This window comes from Streptomyces pactum, assembly GCF_016031615.1.
GTDB lineage: Bacteria > Actinomycetota > Actinomycetes > Streptomycetales > Streptomycetaceae > Streptomyces > Streptomyces pactus.
Genome location: NZ_JACYXC010000002.1, coordinates 311,285 through 327,690 on the forward strand (window position 1 = coordinate 311,285; position 16,406 = coordinate 327,690).

Sequence of the window (16,406 nt, forward strand, 5' to 3'; positions counted from 1 at the left end):
CCGAGCGGGATCAGGAACGAACTGAGCAGCAGGAAGCGCGCCGGGCCGTCGAGCCCGGACAGCGCGGCCCGTAAGCCCGCCGCGCCCGCCGTGCCCTCAGCCACCGGACGCCTCGCCGCCGGCGGCGCCCCGGGGCGGGAACGGCTCGGTGAGCACCGTCAGCGCGTTGGCCGCGGCCACCGCGTGGTGCGTGGCCAGTTCGGCGGTCTCGGCCTCCGCGTGGACGATGCCGGCGTAACCGCGGCTGTCGGCCAGGTGCTCGACGGGGTCGCCGACCGACCTGACCGGGTACCAGGCGGGCGACCCCGGCATGTCCGCCAGCCGGTCCAGCCCGGCGACGCCGGTGAACACCCCGGGCGCGGCCGGGTAGCCCAGGACGAAGGCGACGGCCGGGCCGCCGGGCAGGTCCGCGTCCATCAGACGGGGACGGCGGCCCAGCGCCGCCTCGACCACCGCCTCGTAGACGTTGACCCCCAGCGCCCGGCACATGCCCTCGCCCACCAGGGCGCCGCCGATCCGGGGGTTGATCTCGACGACCTCCGGGCCGCCGGTGGTCAGCACGAACTCCACGTGCGCGAACCGGTCGGTGTAGCCGATCGCCGCGAGCACCTCGCCGAGCCACCGCTCCAGCAGCGCCCGCCGTGCCTCGGGGAACGCCACCGGGAACGCGGTGATCTCCTCCCGGAAGTACGGCTCCGGTGACATCAGCCGGCTGGAGACGCCCAGCAGCCGGGTGCGGCCGGCCCAGCTGAGGGTCTCGGCGCTGTACACCGGACCGCTGAAGTACGGTTCCGCGAACAGCCGGCCGCGCAGCGTCCGCCCGGCCGCCTCGTCCAGCGCGCTCCGCAGTTCCGCCTCGTCGCGGACCAGCCACACGTTCTGGCTCCCGGTGCCCGCCGTGTCCTTCACCACGGCGGGCAGACCGACCTGTTCGACGAGCGGCGCCACATCGCCGCGCCCGGAGATCCCGACGGCCCGCCCGCGCGTCAGACCGGCGTCCCGCAGGCGGTTGCGGACGGCCGCCTTGTCCCGGGTCAGCCGCAGCACCGCCGGATCGAGCCCGGGCAGTCCCAGCCGTTCCGCGAGATCGGCGCCGACCTCCGTCCAGGTGTCGGTCGAGCTGATCAGACCGCGCGGGCCCGGAGCCCGGCGCAGCAGTTCCGTGAGCCCCGCGACGTCGAAGGTGTCGGTCTCCACGACGTCGAGGGCGTCCGCCGGGAGCCGCCCCAGCTCGTAGGCGTACCAGGAGGGGTCGCGGGTGAGCAGCACCAGCCGTTCGCCGAGCGCGTCGGCGGCGCGCACCAGGTGGCCCAGGCCGAAGGTGAGTGACTCCAGGCTGACGACGCTCATGCCGCTCGCACCTTCCCGTCGGCCGGGCGGCCGGTGCGCCGCCACGCCATCCTGGACCAGGGCATGGACATCTCCTCGGGGGCGCGGACCTCGGCCGGTTTCAGCGCGGCGGGATCCAGGGCCTCGGCGTGGCGGGCGAAGACGCGCTCGACGTAGCGGTGCCCGGTGTCGGCACCGATCACCAGGTGCAGCCGGTCGGGATGGCGGCGCGCCTCGTAGGTCGCGGCCAGGTAGCCGGCCCCGGTGGACAGCCCGGCGAAGACGGCGTGGTCGCGCAGCAGGGCGACGGTGCCGGACATGGCGTGGCCGAAGTCCAGCCAGTGCACCGCGTCGTAGAGGTGGTGGCGGACGTTGTCGAAGACGATCGAGGACCCGATGCCGGCGATGATCGCCTCCGGGTCGTGGTGGTCCTGGCTGCCGAAGGTGACGCTGCCGAAGGGCTGGACGCCGACCAGCCGCACCGAGGGGTCGGTGGCGCGCAGGCGTTCCACCAGGCCGCCCGTGGAGGCTCCGGAGCCCACCCCGCCGACGACGGTCAGCCCGGCGGTGGGCAGCGTGGCCGAGATCCGGTCGGCGACCTCGTGGTAGCCGAGGTAGTGGACGTCGTCGTGGTACTGGCGCATCCAGTGCCGGTCGGGGTGGCCGGCGAGAACCTCCCGCACCCGCCGCACCCGCAGCTCCTGGTCCAGCTTGAGGTCCCGCGACGGGCTGACCTGCTCCACGGTGGCACCGAGGATCTCCAGCTGGGCGCGGGTGGTGGCGTCCACGGTGGCCGACGCCACGATGTGGCACCGCATCCCGTAGCGGTGGCAGGCCAGCGCCAGGGCATAGGCGTAGATGCCGCTGGAGCTGTCGATCAGGGTCTGTCCCGGGCGTATCGTGCCGCGCTCCAGGAGGTGGCGGACGGCGGCGAGGGCGGAGTAGATCTTCATCGACTCGAACCGGAGCAGGACGAGGCCGTCGGTGAGCCGGACGAGATCGGGGACCTTCAAGGCGTCGGTGATGTGGGGGTGGATCACCCGTAGCCTCCTTGGGCGAAGGAACACTGGTGGCCGAGCGAATGGAAGAAGGCGGACAGTTCGGATTTCAGGTCGGCGCCGAGGCGGCCGGGGAAGAGGTAGCCGATCAGGCAGCCGGTGTGGGCGACGAAGACGCCGTCGGCCCCGAACCGCTCCCGGTGCGCGAGCAGGCTGTCGAACGTCGCCTTGGGCAGCACGCTCTGGGACAGGGCGGCACTGGCGGTGGCCGCCCGCGCCACGGCGGCCGCGTCGCCGGAGGCGAAGCCCTTCAGCAGGTCGGTCAGGCACCGCTCGTACTCTTCCCCGTGCCGCCGGTAGTGCGCCAGCAGCCGGCCGGTGACGGCGGCGGTGTCCACCGCCCCGGGCTCGGTGACGTGAGCGGTGTGGAAGCGCAGGTCCGCGCCCAGTCGCCGCACCACCCGGTGCCGGCCGCTGAGGTACAGGGCGAACTCGTCCAGGAAGACGCTGTCGGCCCGCTCGATCGATGCCAGGACGCCGATGACCACGTCCGGGTCGTACCGCAGGTCGAAGAGCCGGAACAGGCAGCGCAGGGTCGCCACGATGTCCGCGGTGGAGCTCGCCATCCCGACCCCGACCCGCAGTTCGGAGTGGGTGCTCCAGCGGCCCGGCGGCATCGTGAGCCCGTAGTGCTCCAGGAAGAGCCGGGCCGCCGCCGCGGACTTCTCGCCCGGGGGCAGCGGGGCCGGCGGGCCCGCCCCCAGGGTGAAGTGCACCCAGGAGTGGAGGTCCACCGGGAAGGACACCACGGCGATGTCCGGATCGGGGCCGGCCCGCAACGGGCCCTGGTACAGCTCGCCCAGGGTGCCGTGGCAGACGCCGGAGACGGTGCGGCCGGTCACGAACCCCTCCTCCCGTCCGCGTCCTGGAATGCGGGCGGGGAGGAGGCACCGCGCGGCGGCCCGCGGCAGTCCCTTCCGTACCGCCGACCCAGTCCGCGAGGTCACCGTGCACGGCCCGCACATCGTCGTACGGGCGCAGTGGCAGGTCTTCGGACTCGTGGGCTCACCCTCCGGGGACACCGGTCACCGGTGGCACCTACCGGCCGTCGCTTCCCCGGCCCCCACTTCACGCGGGCCCAGTGCTGTTGACGGCTTTCGTTCCCACTCACCGCTGCGGGACAGTCCCGGATTCCCACCGGGTTCCCTCTTGCGTCGCGCCGTCCGTGCCCCGTGGGACAGCAGGCGCGAACCGACTGCGGGCATCAGCGTAGGGTGGCCCGCGCCGCGGCGGCAGGGGCGTGGCGCCAGTTGTCCGGATGCGATCGGTCAGGGGCCGGCACCGGGGGCCGGGAGACGCCCCAGCGGTCCCGGCCGCCACTCTGGCCGAATGTGGCCTCGGTATTCCCCGCCACTCCCGCCACACTGGGACGCCGACGTCACCTGCACACCTCCCTCGATGCACCGCACCCCGGAAGGCCCAGGATGCTGCCAGAGACGACGCCGGGGGACGACGGTACGGCGACCCCGCCACCCGCCCGTGACGGGCGCCCGACCGACCGGGGCGCCCTCCGCGCCGACCTGCGGGCGGCGGTCCCCGACGCGAGCGCCGCCGTACTGGTCACGGCGGCCGTCTTCGCGCTCCTGTACGCCCGCGTGGAGTCGGGCGACTCGGCGACGGTCGCGGTCATGCCGTTCATGGACGACGCCGGCACCTACTGGATGTACCTCCTCAGTCAGGCGTTCGGCTGGTCGGGCCTGCTGTGGGCGTGGGGCACGGTCGTGCTCGGCCTGCTGCTGTCGGGGCCGCGCCCCGCCCGGCTGCCGGTGTCCCGTCAGGTCCTGGAGCGCTGGCACCGCACCACGAGCCTGACCACGATGGCCCTGATGTTCGCGCACGCGCTGATGTTCGCCGCGGAACTCGTGCGCTACGAGACCGGGCTGGCGTGGGCCGAACGGCTGTGGGCGGGCTTCGCGGACGCCTTCGTGCCCGGCTGGTACGACTCCGGCACCGGCCGCATCGCCATCCCCCTCGGGCTGGGCGCTCTGTATCTGGCCATCCCGCTGGGGCTGCTGTTCTACGTCCGGCACCGCATCGGCGCGAACACCTGGCGGCGGCTGCACCGCCTCGTCATCGTCGTCTACGTGCTGAGCGTGTGGCACACCCTGCTCTACGGCACCAACGTCTGGTACGGGGAGTGGCCGCGCACCGTGCTGTGGCTGCTGCAACTCCCGGTCGCGGTGCTGCTGCTGGCCCGGCTGCTGTGGCCCGCCCGACGGTCCGAACGGCTGGGCGCACCGGGACGGCGCGGCGCCGGGTCACTGCCGGGCCGGGCCGTGCGGACCGCCGGCCGGGTGGCGGCCGGGGCCGTGGTGGTGGCCCTGGTGGTCGTGGTGTCCTCCGGCCACGACGGCGGCCGGGAACGCCCGGCCGACCCACCCGCGACGAGCCCGCACGCCCCCGAGGCCGAATGATCCGCGGCCGCCTGACCGTGCCCCGATGGGGGCCGGGGGCGGCCGACCGGCTGTCGTCGCCCCGGTAACCGGCGAAGCGGGCGTGTGTGCCGGGCTCCTTGCGGCCGGCGGCGGGAGCGACCGGTGACGTGCGCCGGCCGGCGCTCCGGCCCTGGCGGGTCCGACGGTCCGGGCGCCGCCGCACGGTGCCGCCGCCCTGCCCGCCGGGCACAGGGGCAGCAGTGTTCCATCAGATACGGTCGTAGTGGTGCCGCTCCTCGACGACCGGTGCGGCCGGCGACGGTGCCTGGGTGCGCCGCCGCTTGAAAATGCTGATGTAAGCGGTCAGGCCCAGGACACCCACACCCATCAGGATCAGCCCCACCAGGGGGGTGTTGACCCCGTTCAGGTCCACGTCCACCGCGAACGTCAGGATCGCCCCGACGGCGATCATGGCAATGCATCCGCCCATGCCCATGAGTCATGCCTCCGTAGTTACTCGGCTGTTCCGGGCTGGTCCTTGCTCGGCTACCCGCCCTTGAATCCGGCAATCAGGGCGGAGGAACCGACCCGCCGGACATCCGCGGTACGCCGGGGGCCGGGCGGCCGGCCCCCGTGTCAGGGCGCCGGCGTCCGGACCGTACGGGGACGCGGCCGGCCGGTGCGGCGGGACGGGAGCGGCGTGCCCGCCCGTGTGGGCCGGGCCACGGCCGACCGGGGGTCCGGCGGGAAGGGGCTCGGCGGCTTCTTCGGCGGGGGCGGGGTCTTGGGCGGGTAGTCGGGCCGGTGCCCGGCGTGTGCCAGGAGCGTCGGCGCCATACGGCCTCCCGGGAGATTCTGGGGTGACGGGATGCGCGGTCGGTGTCCGCCGGCACATGGTAGGGCGCCGGCGGATCCGGCGGGCACACCGGTCCTGCGACGGCCGTGACCGTCCTCGCCGGGGACGGCGGGGGCTACGGGGGCGCGGGGCAAGCCCGCCCCGGGGCCGGCGGGCGGCGCGGGCCGGCGGGGTGCCGTCCGGTGCCGGCGGGTCCCGGGGCGGCCTGCCGGGCGGGTGCCGGCCGGTGACCGGGGTCGCTCGGCGGGCGGGTGTGGCCGGCCCGCCGGAAGGCCGAGGTGTCCCCCTCGCCCTGGAGTCGGCGCCGACGCGGTACCTCTGTCATCCTCCGGGCCGTCGCCTACGTCATTCGGGTGTATCCGTCCTTGCGACCGGTGCCGAGGGAGGTGCGGAGCCCTGATCGCACACGGACCAAGTCCCGTGCCATCCAAGCGAGTTGAACGCCGTGTAGCTGCCCGGGCGAGTGGCCGGCGCCGCGCTCGCCGACCTGACGGTCGGATGGTCATGAAGGGCTCGGATTACACCGGGAGGGTGAGGGAAGCCGGACCGGCCGTCCGGGGGCCCCGACAATGAGCCGGGCGTCGGCCGGTCCTTCGCCGGGTCGGCCGGGCTCGTCCGCTGTCACGCCTTCCTGGAGACGCCGTTGCCCGGTCATGTCACGTCCCCGTCGCCGAAGCCGGACGTCAGGAGCTACGCGGCTCCCTCGCTCGGATACGCGCTCTTCGCCACCCGCTGGCTCCAGGCCCCGCTGTACTTCGGCCTGGTGGCCGCCCAGGGGGTGTACGTCTACAAGTTCTTCAACGAGCTGTGGCGCCTGATCCAGCACATCGTCAGCGGCCAGGCCGACGAGACGCACGTGATGCTCGCGGTCCTCAAGCTGGTGGACGTGGTGATGATCGCCAACCTGCTGATCATGGTCATCGTCGGCGGCTACGAGACCTTCGTCTCCCGGATCGGACTCCAGGGCCACCGCGACCAGCCGGAATGGCTGTCGCACGTCAACTCCAACGTGCTGAAGGTCAAGCTCGCCACCGCCATCGTGGGCATCTCCTCGGTCCACCTGCTCCAGATGTTCGTGGACGTCGACCACACCTCCGAGCACTCCCTGCTGTGGGGAACGGTGATCCACATGGCGTTCATCGTCTCCGCCGCGATCCTCGCCTACATGTCCGGCCCCATGGAGGCGGTGCGCGCCTACCGGTCCCACGGCGGCTACGGCGGCCGCGGCCCCTCGCACGGCGAGAGCATCGCCTCGCTGATCCCGCCCCAGCAGACCGCGGAGCGGCGTACCGCCGCCGAGCGGGCCGCCCCGGAGGAGTTCACGGCGCCTACCGTGGCCGGACTGCCCGGTCCCGCCGCGGCGCCCGCCGGGCATACGTCCGCCCTCCCCGCCCCCGGCCTCCTGGCCCCCGCCCTCTCCGCGCCCTCCGTGCCGGCGGGACCCGTCACCGGAGCTCCCGCGTCCGGAGGGAGTGCCGCCGCCCATGACACGTCGGGGGCCGAGGCGTCGGGGGCACAGCGCCGGGTCCGCGCCGCCGGCTTCCCCTCCGCCAGGACGCTGGAGGAGTTCGACTGCGGCCCCCGGACCCCGCTCGACTGGGAGACCGTCGCCCGCCTGGGGAAGCTGGAGTTCATCACCGGCGGGGAGAACCTGGTCCTGGTCGGCCCGCCCGGCACCGGCAAGACGCATCTGGCGACGGCGCTCGGCATCCGGGCCTGCCAGGCGGGACACGGCGTGCTGTTCGCCGGCGCGGCCGAGTGGGCCGCCCGGCTGGCCGACGCCGAGGCGGCCGGGCGACTGACGGAGGAGCTGGCCCGGCTGGACGATTACCCGCTGCTCGTCATCGACGAGGTCGGCTACCTCCCGCTCGACGCCCGGGCGTCCCACCTGTTCTTCCGGCTCGTCTCGCACCGCTACGAGCGGGCCTCCGTCGTCGTCACCACCGACAAGCCCCTGGAGCGCTGGCCGGAGTTCTTCGGGGACGACACCGTCACCTCCGCCATGGTGGACCGCCTGGCCCACCACGCCGAGATCATCGGCTTCGAGGGCGAGAGCTACCGCACCCGGCGCCGCGAAGGGCGCGACAAGGGCGCCACGGACACGCGTGACCGCTGACCGCCGGTACCGCGGCCGCCGGTCGCCGACCGCCGGCGCCGCCGGTCGCGGTCCCGCGCCGGGTGGCGGCCGCTCGGCCACGCCGGGCCGACACCCGGCGAGGGATCCGCCCGCGGGCCGGCGTCCCGTACCGCGCACCGGCACACCGGTTCCGTCCGGGTCTCCGCCGAGCCGGGCACCAGCCCGTACGACGGGTCACACGACGGGGCGGTCACACGGCGGGCCACACGACGGACGGCGGCCCGTGCGACGGGCCCACCGCGGGGCGGACGACGTCCGGCCGAAAGATGACACTCGTTCAACATTGTCCGTGCCGACCCCTTGCGTCCGGCCCGCGGGCGCTGGATCGTCGGCTGCCGGGGGTCATCCGACCGGGACCGGGAGGCTGTCATGCGCCTGCGCCGTGCCGCCGCGGCACTCATCCTCGCCCTCGGCCTGCTGGCCGCCACCCCCGGCCCCGCCGCGGCGCGGGCGGTGGCGGCCGGGACGTCCCCGCCGGGCCCACCGGCGGCGGAGGCGGCCTGGCCCGTTCCGGTGGCCACCGTCACGTCCGCCGACGGACGCACCCACTTCACCGACCGGTCGGGCCGCGTGCTGCGCCCGCGCGGCCTGAACCTCGGCAAGACCGACACGGTGACCGAGGAACGGGTGGCCCACGCCGCCCGGGCCGGATTCACCCTGCTCCGGCTCAACATCCAGTGGGAGCGCGTCGAACCCCGGCGCGGCCACTACGACACCGGCTACCTGCGCTACCTGGACCGGGTGCTGGACTGGGCCGACCGCCACCGGATGCTGGTCCTCGTCGACTGGCACCAGGACGTGTACGGGCCGGCGTTCGGGAGCAACGGCATCCCCGCCTGGGCCACCCGCACCGACGGACTGCCGTTCGAGCCCGACCCCGACGACTGGTTCGCCGGCTACTTCCAGCCGGCCGTCCAGGCCGCCTTCCGTCACCTCTACGACGACCCCGATCTGCGGGCCGCCCAGACCAGGGTCTACGCCGAGGTCGCCGCGGCCCTGCGTGGTCACCGCTCGCTGCTGGGCTACGACCTGTTCAACGAGCCTTTCGGCCCGATCGCGGGTGATCCGCTGGATCCCGGGAACCAGATCGCCGCCGCGGCCGAACTCGAACGCGGACGGCTCGCCGCGATGTACCGGAGGCTGATCGGTGCCGTCCGGGCCGAGGACCCGGACGCGTGGCTGTTCGTCGAACCCACCGTACTGGTCGGGCAGGGCGTGCCCACCGAGCTGCCCCGCTTCACCGACCCCCGCCGGGGCCCCGACCGGCTGGGCTACGCGCCGCACTACTACGACACCGCCGTGGAGTCCGGCGCCGACTGGGACCCCGCCGGCGGCTTCGTGGAGAACTACGAAGCCGCCGTCACCGGCTACCCCACCGCCCACCGGCTGCCGGTGCTGGTCGGGGAGTGGGGCCCACCGAAGGCCACCACCCCCGGCAACGCCGAGCTGATCCGCCGCCAGGTCGCCTCCATGAACGGCTTCGCCGCGGGCTGGGCCATGTGGTACGACTGCCGGGCCCCGGACGGCGGGGGCTACTGCGCGCACGACGCGGACGGCACCCCGGCGCCCGGCAAGGAACCGGCCTTCGCCCCGTACGCGCCCGCGGTGGCCGGGACACCCGGCGCCGAACACCACGACGCGGCCACCGGTACCTACACCCTGACCTTCACCGCCGGCCGGACCACCCGCCACGCCTGGACCACGGTCACCCTGCCCGTCACGGCCTTCCCGCGCGGCGCCGAACTTAGCACCTCCGGAGGGGGACCGGCAGTGATCCGCACCGCCGCGGGACGGGCGCACCTGCTGTTCCCCGGCGCGCGCCCCGGGGCCGAGGTCCGCGTGACGGCGACCGCCCGGTGACCACCCGCGGGCCCGGTGCCGGGGCTCCGCGGGTCCGGTGCCGTGACCGCCCACGGGACCGCCCGGCGGCTACCCGCGGAGCGGCGCGGGAGGTGGCACCGGGCGTCCGCGGCCGGACCTCACGCCGGCCCCGTGGCCGGGGCGGTCACTCCTCGCCGAAGCGCGCCACGAAACGGCGCTGCCAGGGCGTCTCCACCGCACGGGGGCTGTAGTGCCGCCGTACGTACGCCACCGCCTCGTCCGGCGGAACCCCGTCGAGGACGGCGATGCACGCCAGCGCCGTCCCGGTCCGCCCCCGCCCACCGCCGCACGCCACCTCGACCCGCTCGTGGGCGGCCCGCCGCAGCGCCTCCCGGAACAGACTCCGGGCCTCCGCACGGTCCTTGGGCAGCAGGAAGTCCGGCCAGCGCAGCCAGCGGGACTCCCACTCCGTCACCGGCGGGCGCTTGCCCAGCAGATGGACCGCGAACGAGGGTACGGGCCCGGACGGGAGGGGGTGGCGCAGGCCCCGGCCGCGGATCATGGCTCCGGAGGGGAAGCGGATCACCCCGGCCGCGGTTGAACTCCAGCTTTCGCTCATGTGAACACCCTAGGCAATATCGCCGAGTTCCCGGGGCCGTCCGGGCCGTTGCCGTGACCCGGTCCGGAAACCCACCATGGCCGGCATGGACCGACCGAGTCAGATCATCGAGTGCGGGGACCTCGTTCTGCGGCGCTGGCGGGGCCGGAGCGACTTCGCCCTGGCGTTCCGGCTGATCGAGGAGTCCGTGGATCACCTCAGCCCCTGGATGCCGTGGGCCGCCGGCCACGGCGAGGAGAGCACCCGGGAGTTCCTGGCGACGTCCGAGGAGAAGTGGGCGAGCGGCGAGACGTTCAACTACGCCGTCGGCAGGGACGGCAGGCTCGTCGGCATGTGCCAGACCTACCGCGGGGCCGACCCCCGGGGCTGGGGACTGGGGTACTGGCTGCACCCCGCCGCCACCGGCCGGGGCATCGCCACCACCGCGGTGGCGGCGCTGATCACCGAGATGTTCACCCTGCCGGGCGTGGAGTACCTGGAGATCAGGCACGATCTGGCCAACACCTCCAGCGGTGCCGTTCCGCGCCGGCTGGGGTTCACCGAGGTCCGGCGGGAGCGGGCGGAGCAACCCGTGGCTCCGGCCTGCTGCGGCATCGACGTCATCTGGCGCCTGGACCGGCCGGCGTCGCCCGCGGCCGGCGGTCCCGCCGGGCCCGCCGTCGGCGCCCCCGCCCGCCGGCCGTCCGGCCGGGTGCCCGGGCACCCGGACCCCGGCACCGGCCGGAGCGGCACCGGCGGTGTGTCGGGCGCCCCGCGTGCGCGGGGCTGTTGACGGCGGGCGCGGCGGCGTACCGCCACCGTGCCCGCCGTCCGCCCCGGGTCACCCGCTGCCGTCCGGCACGCCAGGACGGCCGCGCCGGTCCGGCGGGCGGGCGCAGCCACCGGACCGGCGCCCGCCGTCAGCCCGCCAGGTAGGAGGCGGCCATGTCCTTGTCGCCGTGCCCGGCCTCGATGGCCCGCAGCGACCGGCGGAGCCCGGCGGCCACCCCGTCCACGGTGATGCCCGCCTGTTCGGCGGCGTCCACCACCAGCTGAGCGTCCTTCGCCGCGTTGCTGAGGGAGAAGTTGGTCGTGTAGTCGTCGCCGAGCATCGCCGACGCCTTCGTGCGGAAGTACCCGCTGTCCAGCGGGCCGCCGCTGACCACCTCCACCACCAGGGCCGGGTCCACCCCCAGCGCCTTCGCCACGGCCAGACTCTCCGCCGTGCCGTGCGTCAGCGCCAGGACCAGGGTGTTCAGCGCCAGCTTCAGCCGGCTCCCGGCCCCCGGCTCCTCGGCGACCCACACGGTCCGGCCCCCGATCACGTCGAACACCCGCTGGGCCGCCTCCCGGCCCGTCACGGGGCCGGAGGCGAGCACCACCAGCTTGCCCTGTTCGGCGGGTTGACGGGTGCCCAGGACCGGAGCGTCGAAGTACACCAGACCGTGCCGCTCGGCGAGGCCCATCAGCTCATCGGCGGCGGTGACGCCCACGGTGCTCAGCTGCACCCACACCGTCCCGGGGGACAGCGCCGCGGCCGCGGCCTCCATCGCCTCCAGCACGGCCGCGCCGTCCTTGAGGACGGTCACGACCACATCGGCGCCGGTGACGGCCTCCGCGGGCGTGCCGACGGCCTCGATGCCTCCGGCCGCGGCGAGCGCGTCCGCCTTGGCCCGCGTACGGTTCCACACCCGCACCGCGAAACTCCCGCTCAGGTTCACCGCCACCGGCGCACCGATGATGCCGGTGCCCAGCACCGCCACCCGCCGCTGCCGGGATCCGCCGGACACCGTCTCGGACACCGTCTCGGTCATGTCGATCCTCCATGGGTTGTTGACGAAAGCCTCCGCCACAACGGCGGAGCCTGGGGTTCCGCACCGCACCGCGGGCGGGGAGACGCAGCAGATCACGGCGGAGGGCCGGCGCGGGGACGGCGCTCCGGCCCCGCCCGGCGGCCGCGTCATCGGTCTGCTTTTTTGATCGATCGGTCTGTTATGAGGTGAGGCCGACGAGGGCGCCGTCCGGGTCGGCGCGCCGCACCCGATGCGTGGGCCGGCACCCGTCGCGGCCGGTGCGGGGGCGGCGCGCGCCGGATCAGTCCAGCAGGGCCAGGGCCTGTTCGGCCGCGTCCAGCACGCGGCCGGGGTCCTCGGACGCCTTGCCGACCACCCGCATGCCCTGGAGCAGCACGAGCAGCATCCGGGCGAGCGCCCGCGGGTCGCGCCCCGCCGGCAGCTCGCCCTGGGCCTGCGCCCGCACCAGCGCGGAGTGCAGCAGAGTCTCCAGCCGGTCCCAGTTCAGCTCGACCCGCCGGGCCGCGGCCGGGTCACGCGGGGCCAGCTCGGCGGCCGTGTTGGTCACGAAACACCCCATCAGCCGGTCCTCCTCGGTGGTGGCCTCCGCCGCGAACCGCCGCACCACGGCCCGTACCCCCGGCAGCGCCGGGCCCGGCCGGGACAGCTCGGCCAGCAGACGCGGGCCGCCCGAGCCGATGTAGTGGTCCAGCGCCGCGAGGTAGAGCCGGTGCTTGCTGCCGAAGGTGGCGTAGATGCTCGCCCGGCCGATGCCCAGGTGCTCGACGAGATCCGCCATCGACGTCGCCTCGTAGCCGCGGCGCCAGAACAGTTCGAGAGCTGCCTGCAGCGCGGCGTCCGGATCGAATTCCTTGGTCCTGGCCACAGTCCGGACGGTAGTCCTTACTGAAACGATCAGTCAAATATGGTGGCTGTGGCTGTGGCTGTGGCTGTGGCTGTTGCTGTGGCGGTTCCGGTTGCTCCGGCGCGCCGACGGACCGGCCTTGCGGCAGCCGCCGGCGCACCGTCCCGGGCACGGTGGCGCGGGGCCGCCCCGGGGGCCCCTGGCGAGGCGCGGGCGCTACGGCGGGGATGCCGCGCCGGTGCTCCGGGCACCCGCGCCACCGGCCCGCCGGGGCAACGGGCTGGGGCCGATGTCGGACCCGGCTGACACACTCGCCGGCATGAGCGACGATGTGCGGCTGCGGCCCGTGGAACCGGACGACCTGGAGACCTTCTTCGAGCAGGAGCACGACCCGGAGGCGGTGCGGCGGTCGCACTTCCCGCCCCGTGACCGGGAGACCTTCATGACGCACTGGGCCACCAAGGTGCTGGGTGACCCCGGTGTGCTGGTGCGGGCCGTGTCCGTGGACGGCGAGACGGCCGGCAACGTCGTCTCCTGGTGGATGGGGGACCGGCGCTTCATCGGATACTGGCTCGGCCGGCGGTACTGGGGGAGGGGTGTCGGAACCCGGGCCCTGGCCCTCTTCCTGGAGCTGGAGCGGGTGCGTCCGCTCCACGCCGACCCCCACGCGGCGAACACCGGCTCGGTGCGGCTGCTGGAGCGCGCCGGCTTCCGTCGCGCCGGAACGGAACGGCACGGCGATCAAAAGCACATCATGCTGGTGCTCGACGCGGACGGCGCTCGGGCGAGCTGACGGCACAGCGGGCGAGGCGCGGGGGAGCGGGGCCGCCCGCCCCGGCGGCGTGGTGGTGGCGGTGGGACGAGGCCGGCCCGGTTCACGACGGGGTGAGGACGGTGGGGTGGGCGGCCCTGTCCGCCCGCCCCACCGTTCCGTCCCGCCGCCCCGCCGGATCGTCCGTCGTGCCGCCGGACGGACGACGGCCGTGACCGTGCGGGGCACGCGGACCCGTGCCCCGCCCGGCCTCATCGCCCGGCCCCCGCAGGCGGGGGCGGTCACCACCGCCGGCCACGGCGGTCCCCGCCGCCGGGAACCGGGGTGGCGAAAGCCGGAACGGGGCCGCTCCGTCGCCGGACGGAGCGGCCCCACGCCGGGCCGCAGGCCGGGGAGAGCGTGCGGCGGGCAGTTCAGCCGGGGATCACACGCCCGCGATGGACTGGATCCACGAGCGGTAGGCGGTCACGTTGGTGTACGCGGTGGTGGTCTGCCGGTCGCTGGTGGAGGCGACGCCGACCTGGACGCCGTTCGCCATCATCGGGCCGCCCGAGTCGCCGCCGGCCGTGATGCCGTCACCGCGCCGGGCGCAGATCGCCGAACCCGAGTACGCGTCCCGGCAGCCGCCGGTCACCGAGACGTTGGCCACCTTCAGGTACTGCGACTGGCAGTTGGCCTCGGAACCGCACTGGGACGTGGCGCCCCAGCCGTAGACCTGCACGGTCTGACCCACGCTGACCGACCCGGGCTGGCCCAGCCGGGCGTAGGTGGCCGACACCGAGCGGTCCAGGCGGACCAGCGCCAGGTCCGACGCGGAGTGGGTGTAGGTCTGGGCGCCGTTGGCCGTGGTGCCGCCGCTGGTCTGGTCGAGGCTGCCGATCCGGAACGACAGACCGCCGCCGCTGACGCAGTGCTTGGCGGTGAGGATCCAGGTGGGGGCGATGATCGTGGCCGAACACGTCTGCCGGCCGTTGGAGAACAGCCGCGCGGCCCACGGGGCGTTCTGCGCGTAGCTGCCACCGATGATGTACGGGCCGACATCACTTCTGGGAGCAGGCCGGCTGTCGGCCGACGCGGCGGGGGAGAGCGCGAGCAGGGAGATCAGCGCGGCAGCCAGCGCGGTGATCAGCTTGGGTATACGCAAGGTTCCCTCTTTCCGAAGACACGCGATCGCCTCGCGCGGTGGGGGAGTGACGAGGAATTCCTACGCCCGCCCGCACCGGCACCGGTACCTCCGAATCAGGTCCTAACCCCGTGTTATGGAACCCGGTGCGCCCCGGCAGCCCCCGGCCCCCACGCCCCCGGTCGCCCCCCGCCCCGGCTCCACGCCTCAGGCCTCCGCGTCCCCCGCCCCGGCCGCACGCTATTCGATGGCGCCGCGTTCCCTGGCCGGGCTAGGTTGGCCCGATGCCCCAACTGACGACGACGCGCCTGGTGCTGCGCGAGTGGCGGGAGAGCGACCTGGCTCCCTGGGCCGCCCTGAACGCCGACCCCGAGGTCCGAGCCCACTTCCCCGAGGTCCTCACCGCCGAGCGGAGCGAGGCGTCCGCGCGCGCCTTCCAGGCCGACCTGGAACGCCGGGGCTGGGGGTGGTGGGCGGTCGAGGTCCGGGCCACGGGTGAGTTCATCGGCTTCACGGGACTGGACCCGGTGGATGACGAGATGCCGTTCACCGGCGTGGAGGCCGGCTGGCGGCTGGCCCGCTCGGCGTGGGGACACGGCTACGCCACCGAAGCCGCCCGGGCCGTCCTCGACTTCGGCTTCGACTCCCTGGAACTCCCGGAGATCCTCGCGGTGACGGCGGTCGGCAACACCCGTTCCCGGGCCGTGATGCGCCGGCTGGGCATGAGCCACGACCCGGCGGACGACTTCGACGACCCGACCGTTCCGCCCGGGCCGCTGCGCCGCAGCGTGCTGTACCGCCTGCGCCGTGAGGACCACCGGCGCTGACCCGACCGGCGACGTCCGGAGGGCGGTGGGGCCGGTACACCGCCGCGGGCGGGTGAGAGGCGGACCGCCGTCCACCGGCTCCACCGGCCTGCCGGTGGGCCGGTGGGCCGGGCCCGACGGCCGTCGGGCCCGAGGGCGGTCAGGCTTCCCGGCCGTGGAAGCGCCGGTGCAGGGCGCGCACCTCTTCGGCCGGCCCCGCGACCGGGCCCTCCACGATCACGCCGGGAGCGATCTCCTGCACCGGGAGGGGCCGCACCGGCGCGGCAGGCACCCCCCATTCCTCCAGCCACGCGGTCAGCTGCCGGGAGGACGCCGCGTACACGATGCGTCCCAGCCCCACCCAGCCGTGGGCCGCGGCGCACATCGGGCAGTGCTCGCCGGAGGTGTAGACCGTCGCCGCCGCACGCTCCTGGGGCGTCAGGTGGTCCGCCGCCCAGCGGGCCAGCGCGAACTCCGGATGGCGTGTACGGTCACCGGACGCCACCCGGTTGCGGTCCTCGGCCCGGACCGTGCCGGCGCCGTCCACGAGGAGGGACCCGAACGGCTCGTCCCCCGCCGCCAGCGCCTCGGCCGCCAGCTCCACGCACCGCCGCAGGTGCCGCATGTCCTCGTCGTTCACCATGACCGTACCGGCCCTCCTCAGTCGTGATCTTCGAGGGCCACCCTACGACGTGCGCGGTGCGGAATCCCGGGGCGGTCGACCGCCCCGGGATTCCGCACCGCACACGGTGCCCACGGCCGGGGTATTCCAGCGGAATGCCTTTCCCGGGCCCGGGCCGTTCGGGGGTCGCCGGGAAAACTCGGCAAACCCGCGGCTATTCCCGGCGAACGCCGCCCGCCGGGTGTTCGGGC

Annotated in this window: 15 protein-coding genes and 1 riboswitch; of the genes, 6 read left to right on the top strand and 9 right to left on the bottom strand. The window is 74.7% G+C overall.

Features of this window, described 5'->3' with window-relative positions; genetic code table 11:
- Positions 1-96: 96 nt before the first annotated feature.
- The 3 genes from IHE55_RS29590 to IHE55_RS29600 are packed head-to-tail and all read right to left on the bottom strand — an operon-like array spanning position 97 to position 3,229.
- Entirely contained in the window at positions 97-1,350 is a 1,254-nt protein-coding gene (locus tag IHE55_RS29590) for an ATP-grasp domain-containing protein (RefSeq protein ID WP_197992485.1), read from the bottom strand.
- Positions 1,347-2,369 (bottom strand): cysteine synthase family protein, encoded by a 1,023-nt coding sequence (locus tag IHE55_RS29595; RefSeq protein WP_197992486.1) that lies wholly within the window; start codon positions 2,367-2,369, stop codon positions 1,347-1,349. The genes IHE55_RS29590 and IHE55_RS29595 overlap by 4 nt, the downstream gene beginning before the upstream one ends.
- A complete protein-coding gene (locus IHE55_RS29600; RefSeq protein ID WP_307826943.1) occupies positions 2,366-3,229 on the bottom strand; it encodes a GHMP family kinase ATP-binding protein in 864 nt (287 codons plus the stop codon). Before IHE55_RS29600 ends, IHE55_RS29595 begins: the two co-directional genes overlap by 4 nt.
- 124 nt (positions 3,230-3,353) lie before the next feature.
- A riboswitch (cobalamin riboswitch) is annotated at positions 3,354-3,598 on the bottom strand.
- 213 nt (positions 3,599-3,811) lie between these two features.
- On the opposite strand from IHE55_RS29600, the gene IHE55_RS29605 reads away from it, so the two are divergent.
- Positions 3,812-4,801, top strand: coding sequence for a ferric reductase-like transmembrane domain-containing protein (locus IHE55_RS29605; RefSeq protein ID WP_197992487.1), 990 nt, complete (start codon positions 3,812-3,814; stop codon positions 4,799-4,801).
- Positions 4,802-5,030: 229 nt separating this feature from the next.
- On the opposite strand, the gene IHE55_RS29610 is transcribed toward IHE55_RS29605, so the two are convergent.
- Positions 5,031-5,258 (bottom strand): DUF6458 family protein, encoded by a 228-nt coding sequence (locus IHE55_RS29610; protein ID WP_197992488.1) that lies wholly within the window; start codon positions 5,256-5,258, stop codon positions 5,031-5,033.
- 1,003 nt (positions 5,259-6,261) lie between these two features.
- On the opposite strand from IHE55_RS29610, the gene istB reads away from it, so the two are divergent.
- Both istB and IHE55_RS29620 read left to right on the top strand, forming a co-directional pair.
- A complete protein-coding gene (gene istB, locus IHE55_RS29615; RefSeq protein WP_197992489.1) occupies positions 6,262-7,734 on the top strand; it encodes an IS21-like element helper ATPase IstB in 1,473 nt (490 codons plus the stop codon).
- A gap of 390 nt (positions 7,735-8,124) precedes the next feature.
- Positions 8,125-9,615: a cellulase family glycosylhydrolase gene (locus IHE55_RS29620; RefSeq protein WP_197992490.1), complete on the top strand. Its 1,491-nt coding sequence runs from the start codon at positions 8,125-8,127 to the stop codon at positions 9,613-9,615.
- A 145-nt stretch (positions 9,616-9,760) separates the two neighbouring features.
- Here the strand turns inward: IHE55_RS29620 and IHE55_RS29625 are convergent, their stop codons facing one another.
- On the bottom strand, positions 9,761-10,195 hold the full coding sequence (locus IHE55_RS29625; RefSeq protein WP_197992491.1) for a protein-tyrosine phosphatase family protein: 435 nt from the start codon (positions 10,193-10,195) through the stop codon (positions 9,761-9,763).
- Between the two features lie 85 nt (positions 10,196-10,280).
- Here IHE55_RS29625 and IHE55_RS29630 point away from each other — a divergent pair, with 85 nt between their 5' ends.
- Complete coding sequence (locus IHE55_RS29630; protein ID WP_197992492.1) at positions 10,281-10,967, top strand: GNAT family N-acetyltransferase; 687 nt, start codon at positions 10,281-10,283, stop codon at positions 10,965-10,967.
- 127 nt (positions 10,968-11,094) lie between these two features.
- On the opposite strand, the gene IHE55_RS29635 is transcribed toward IHE55_RS29630, so the two are convergent.
- Both IHE55_RS29635 and IHE55_RS29640 read right to left on the bottom strand, forming a co-directional pair.
- Positions 11,095-11,988 carry an NAD(P)-dependent oxidoreductase gene (locus IHE55_RS29635; RefSeq protein ID WP_197992493.1) on the bottom strand — a complete coding sequence of 298 codons (894 nt, stop codon included), beginning with the start codon at positions 11,986-11,988 and terminating at the stop codon, positions 11,095-11,097.
- Between the two features lie 280 nt (positions 11,989-12,268).
- The gene (locus IHE55_RS29640; protein WP_197992494.1) at positions 12,269-12,853 is read right to left on the bottom strand and encodes a TetR/AcrR family transcriptional regulator; all 585 of its coding nucleotides are present in this window, start codon (positions 12,851-12,853) and stop codon (positions 12,269-12,271) included.
- 298 nt (positions 12,854-13,151) lie between these two features.
- Between IHE55_RS29640 and IHE55_RS29645 the strand changes: the two genes are divergently transcribed.
- Entirely contained in the window at positions 13,152-13,625 is a 474-nt protein-coding gene (locus IHE55_RS29645) for a GNAT family N-acetyltransferase (RefSeq protein WP_197992495.1), read from the top strand.
- Positions 13,626-14,028: 403 nt separating this feature from the next.
- Here the strand turns inward: IHE55_RS29645 and IHE55_RS29650 are convergent, their stop codons facing one another.
- Positions 14,029-14,748, bottom strand: a complete 720-nt coding sequence (locus IHE55_RS29650) for a S1 family peptidase (RefSeq protein WP_197992496.1) — start codon at positions 14,746-14,748, stop codon at positions 14,029-14,031.
- A 263-nt stretch (positions 14,749-15,011) separates the two neighbouring features.
- Here IHE55_RS29650 and IHE55_RS29655 point away from each other — a divergent pair, with 263 nt between their 5' ends.
- Positions 15,012-15,554 (top strand): GNAT family N-acetyltransferase, encoded by a 543-nt coding sequence (locus IHE55_RS29655; protein ID WP_197992497.1) that lies wholly within the window; start codon positions 15,012-15,014, stop codon positions 15,552-15,554.
- 139 nt (positions 15,555-15,693) lie between these two features.
- Here IHE55_RS29655 and IHE55_RS29660 read toward each other — a convergent pair whose 3' ends face one another.
- A complete protein-coding gene (locus IHE55_RS29660) occupies positions 15,694-16,176 on the bottom strand; it encodes a nucleoside deaminase (protein WP_197992498.1) in 483 nt (160 codons plus the stop codon).
- Positions 16,177-16,406 lie beyond the last annotated feature (230 nt).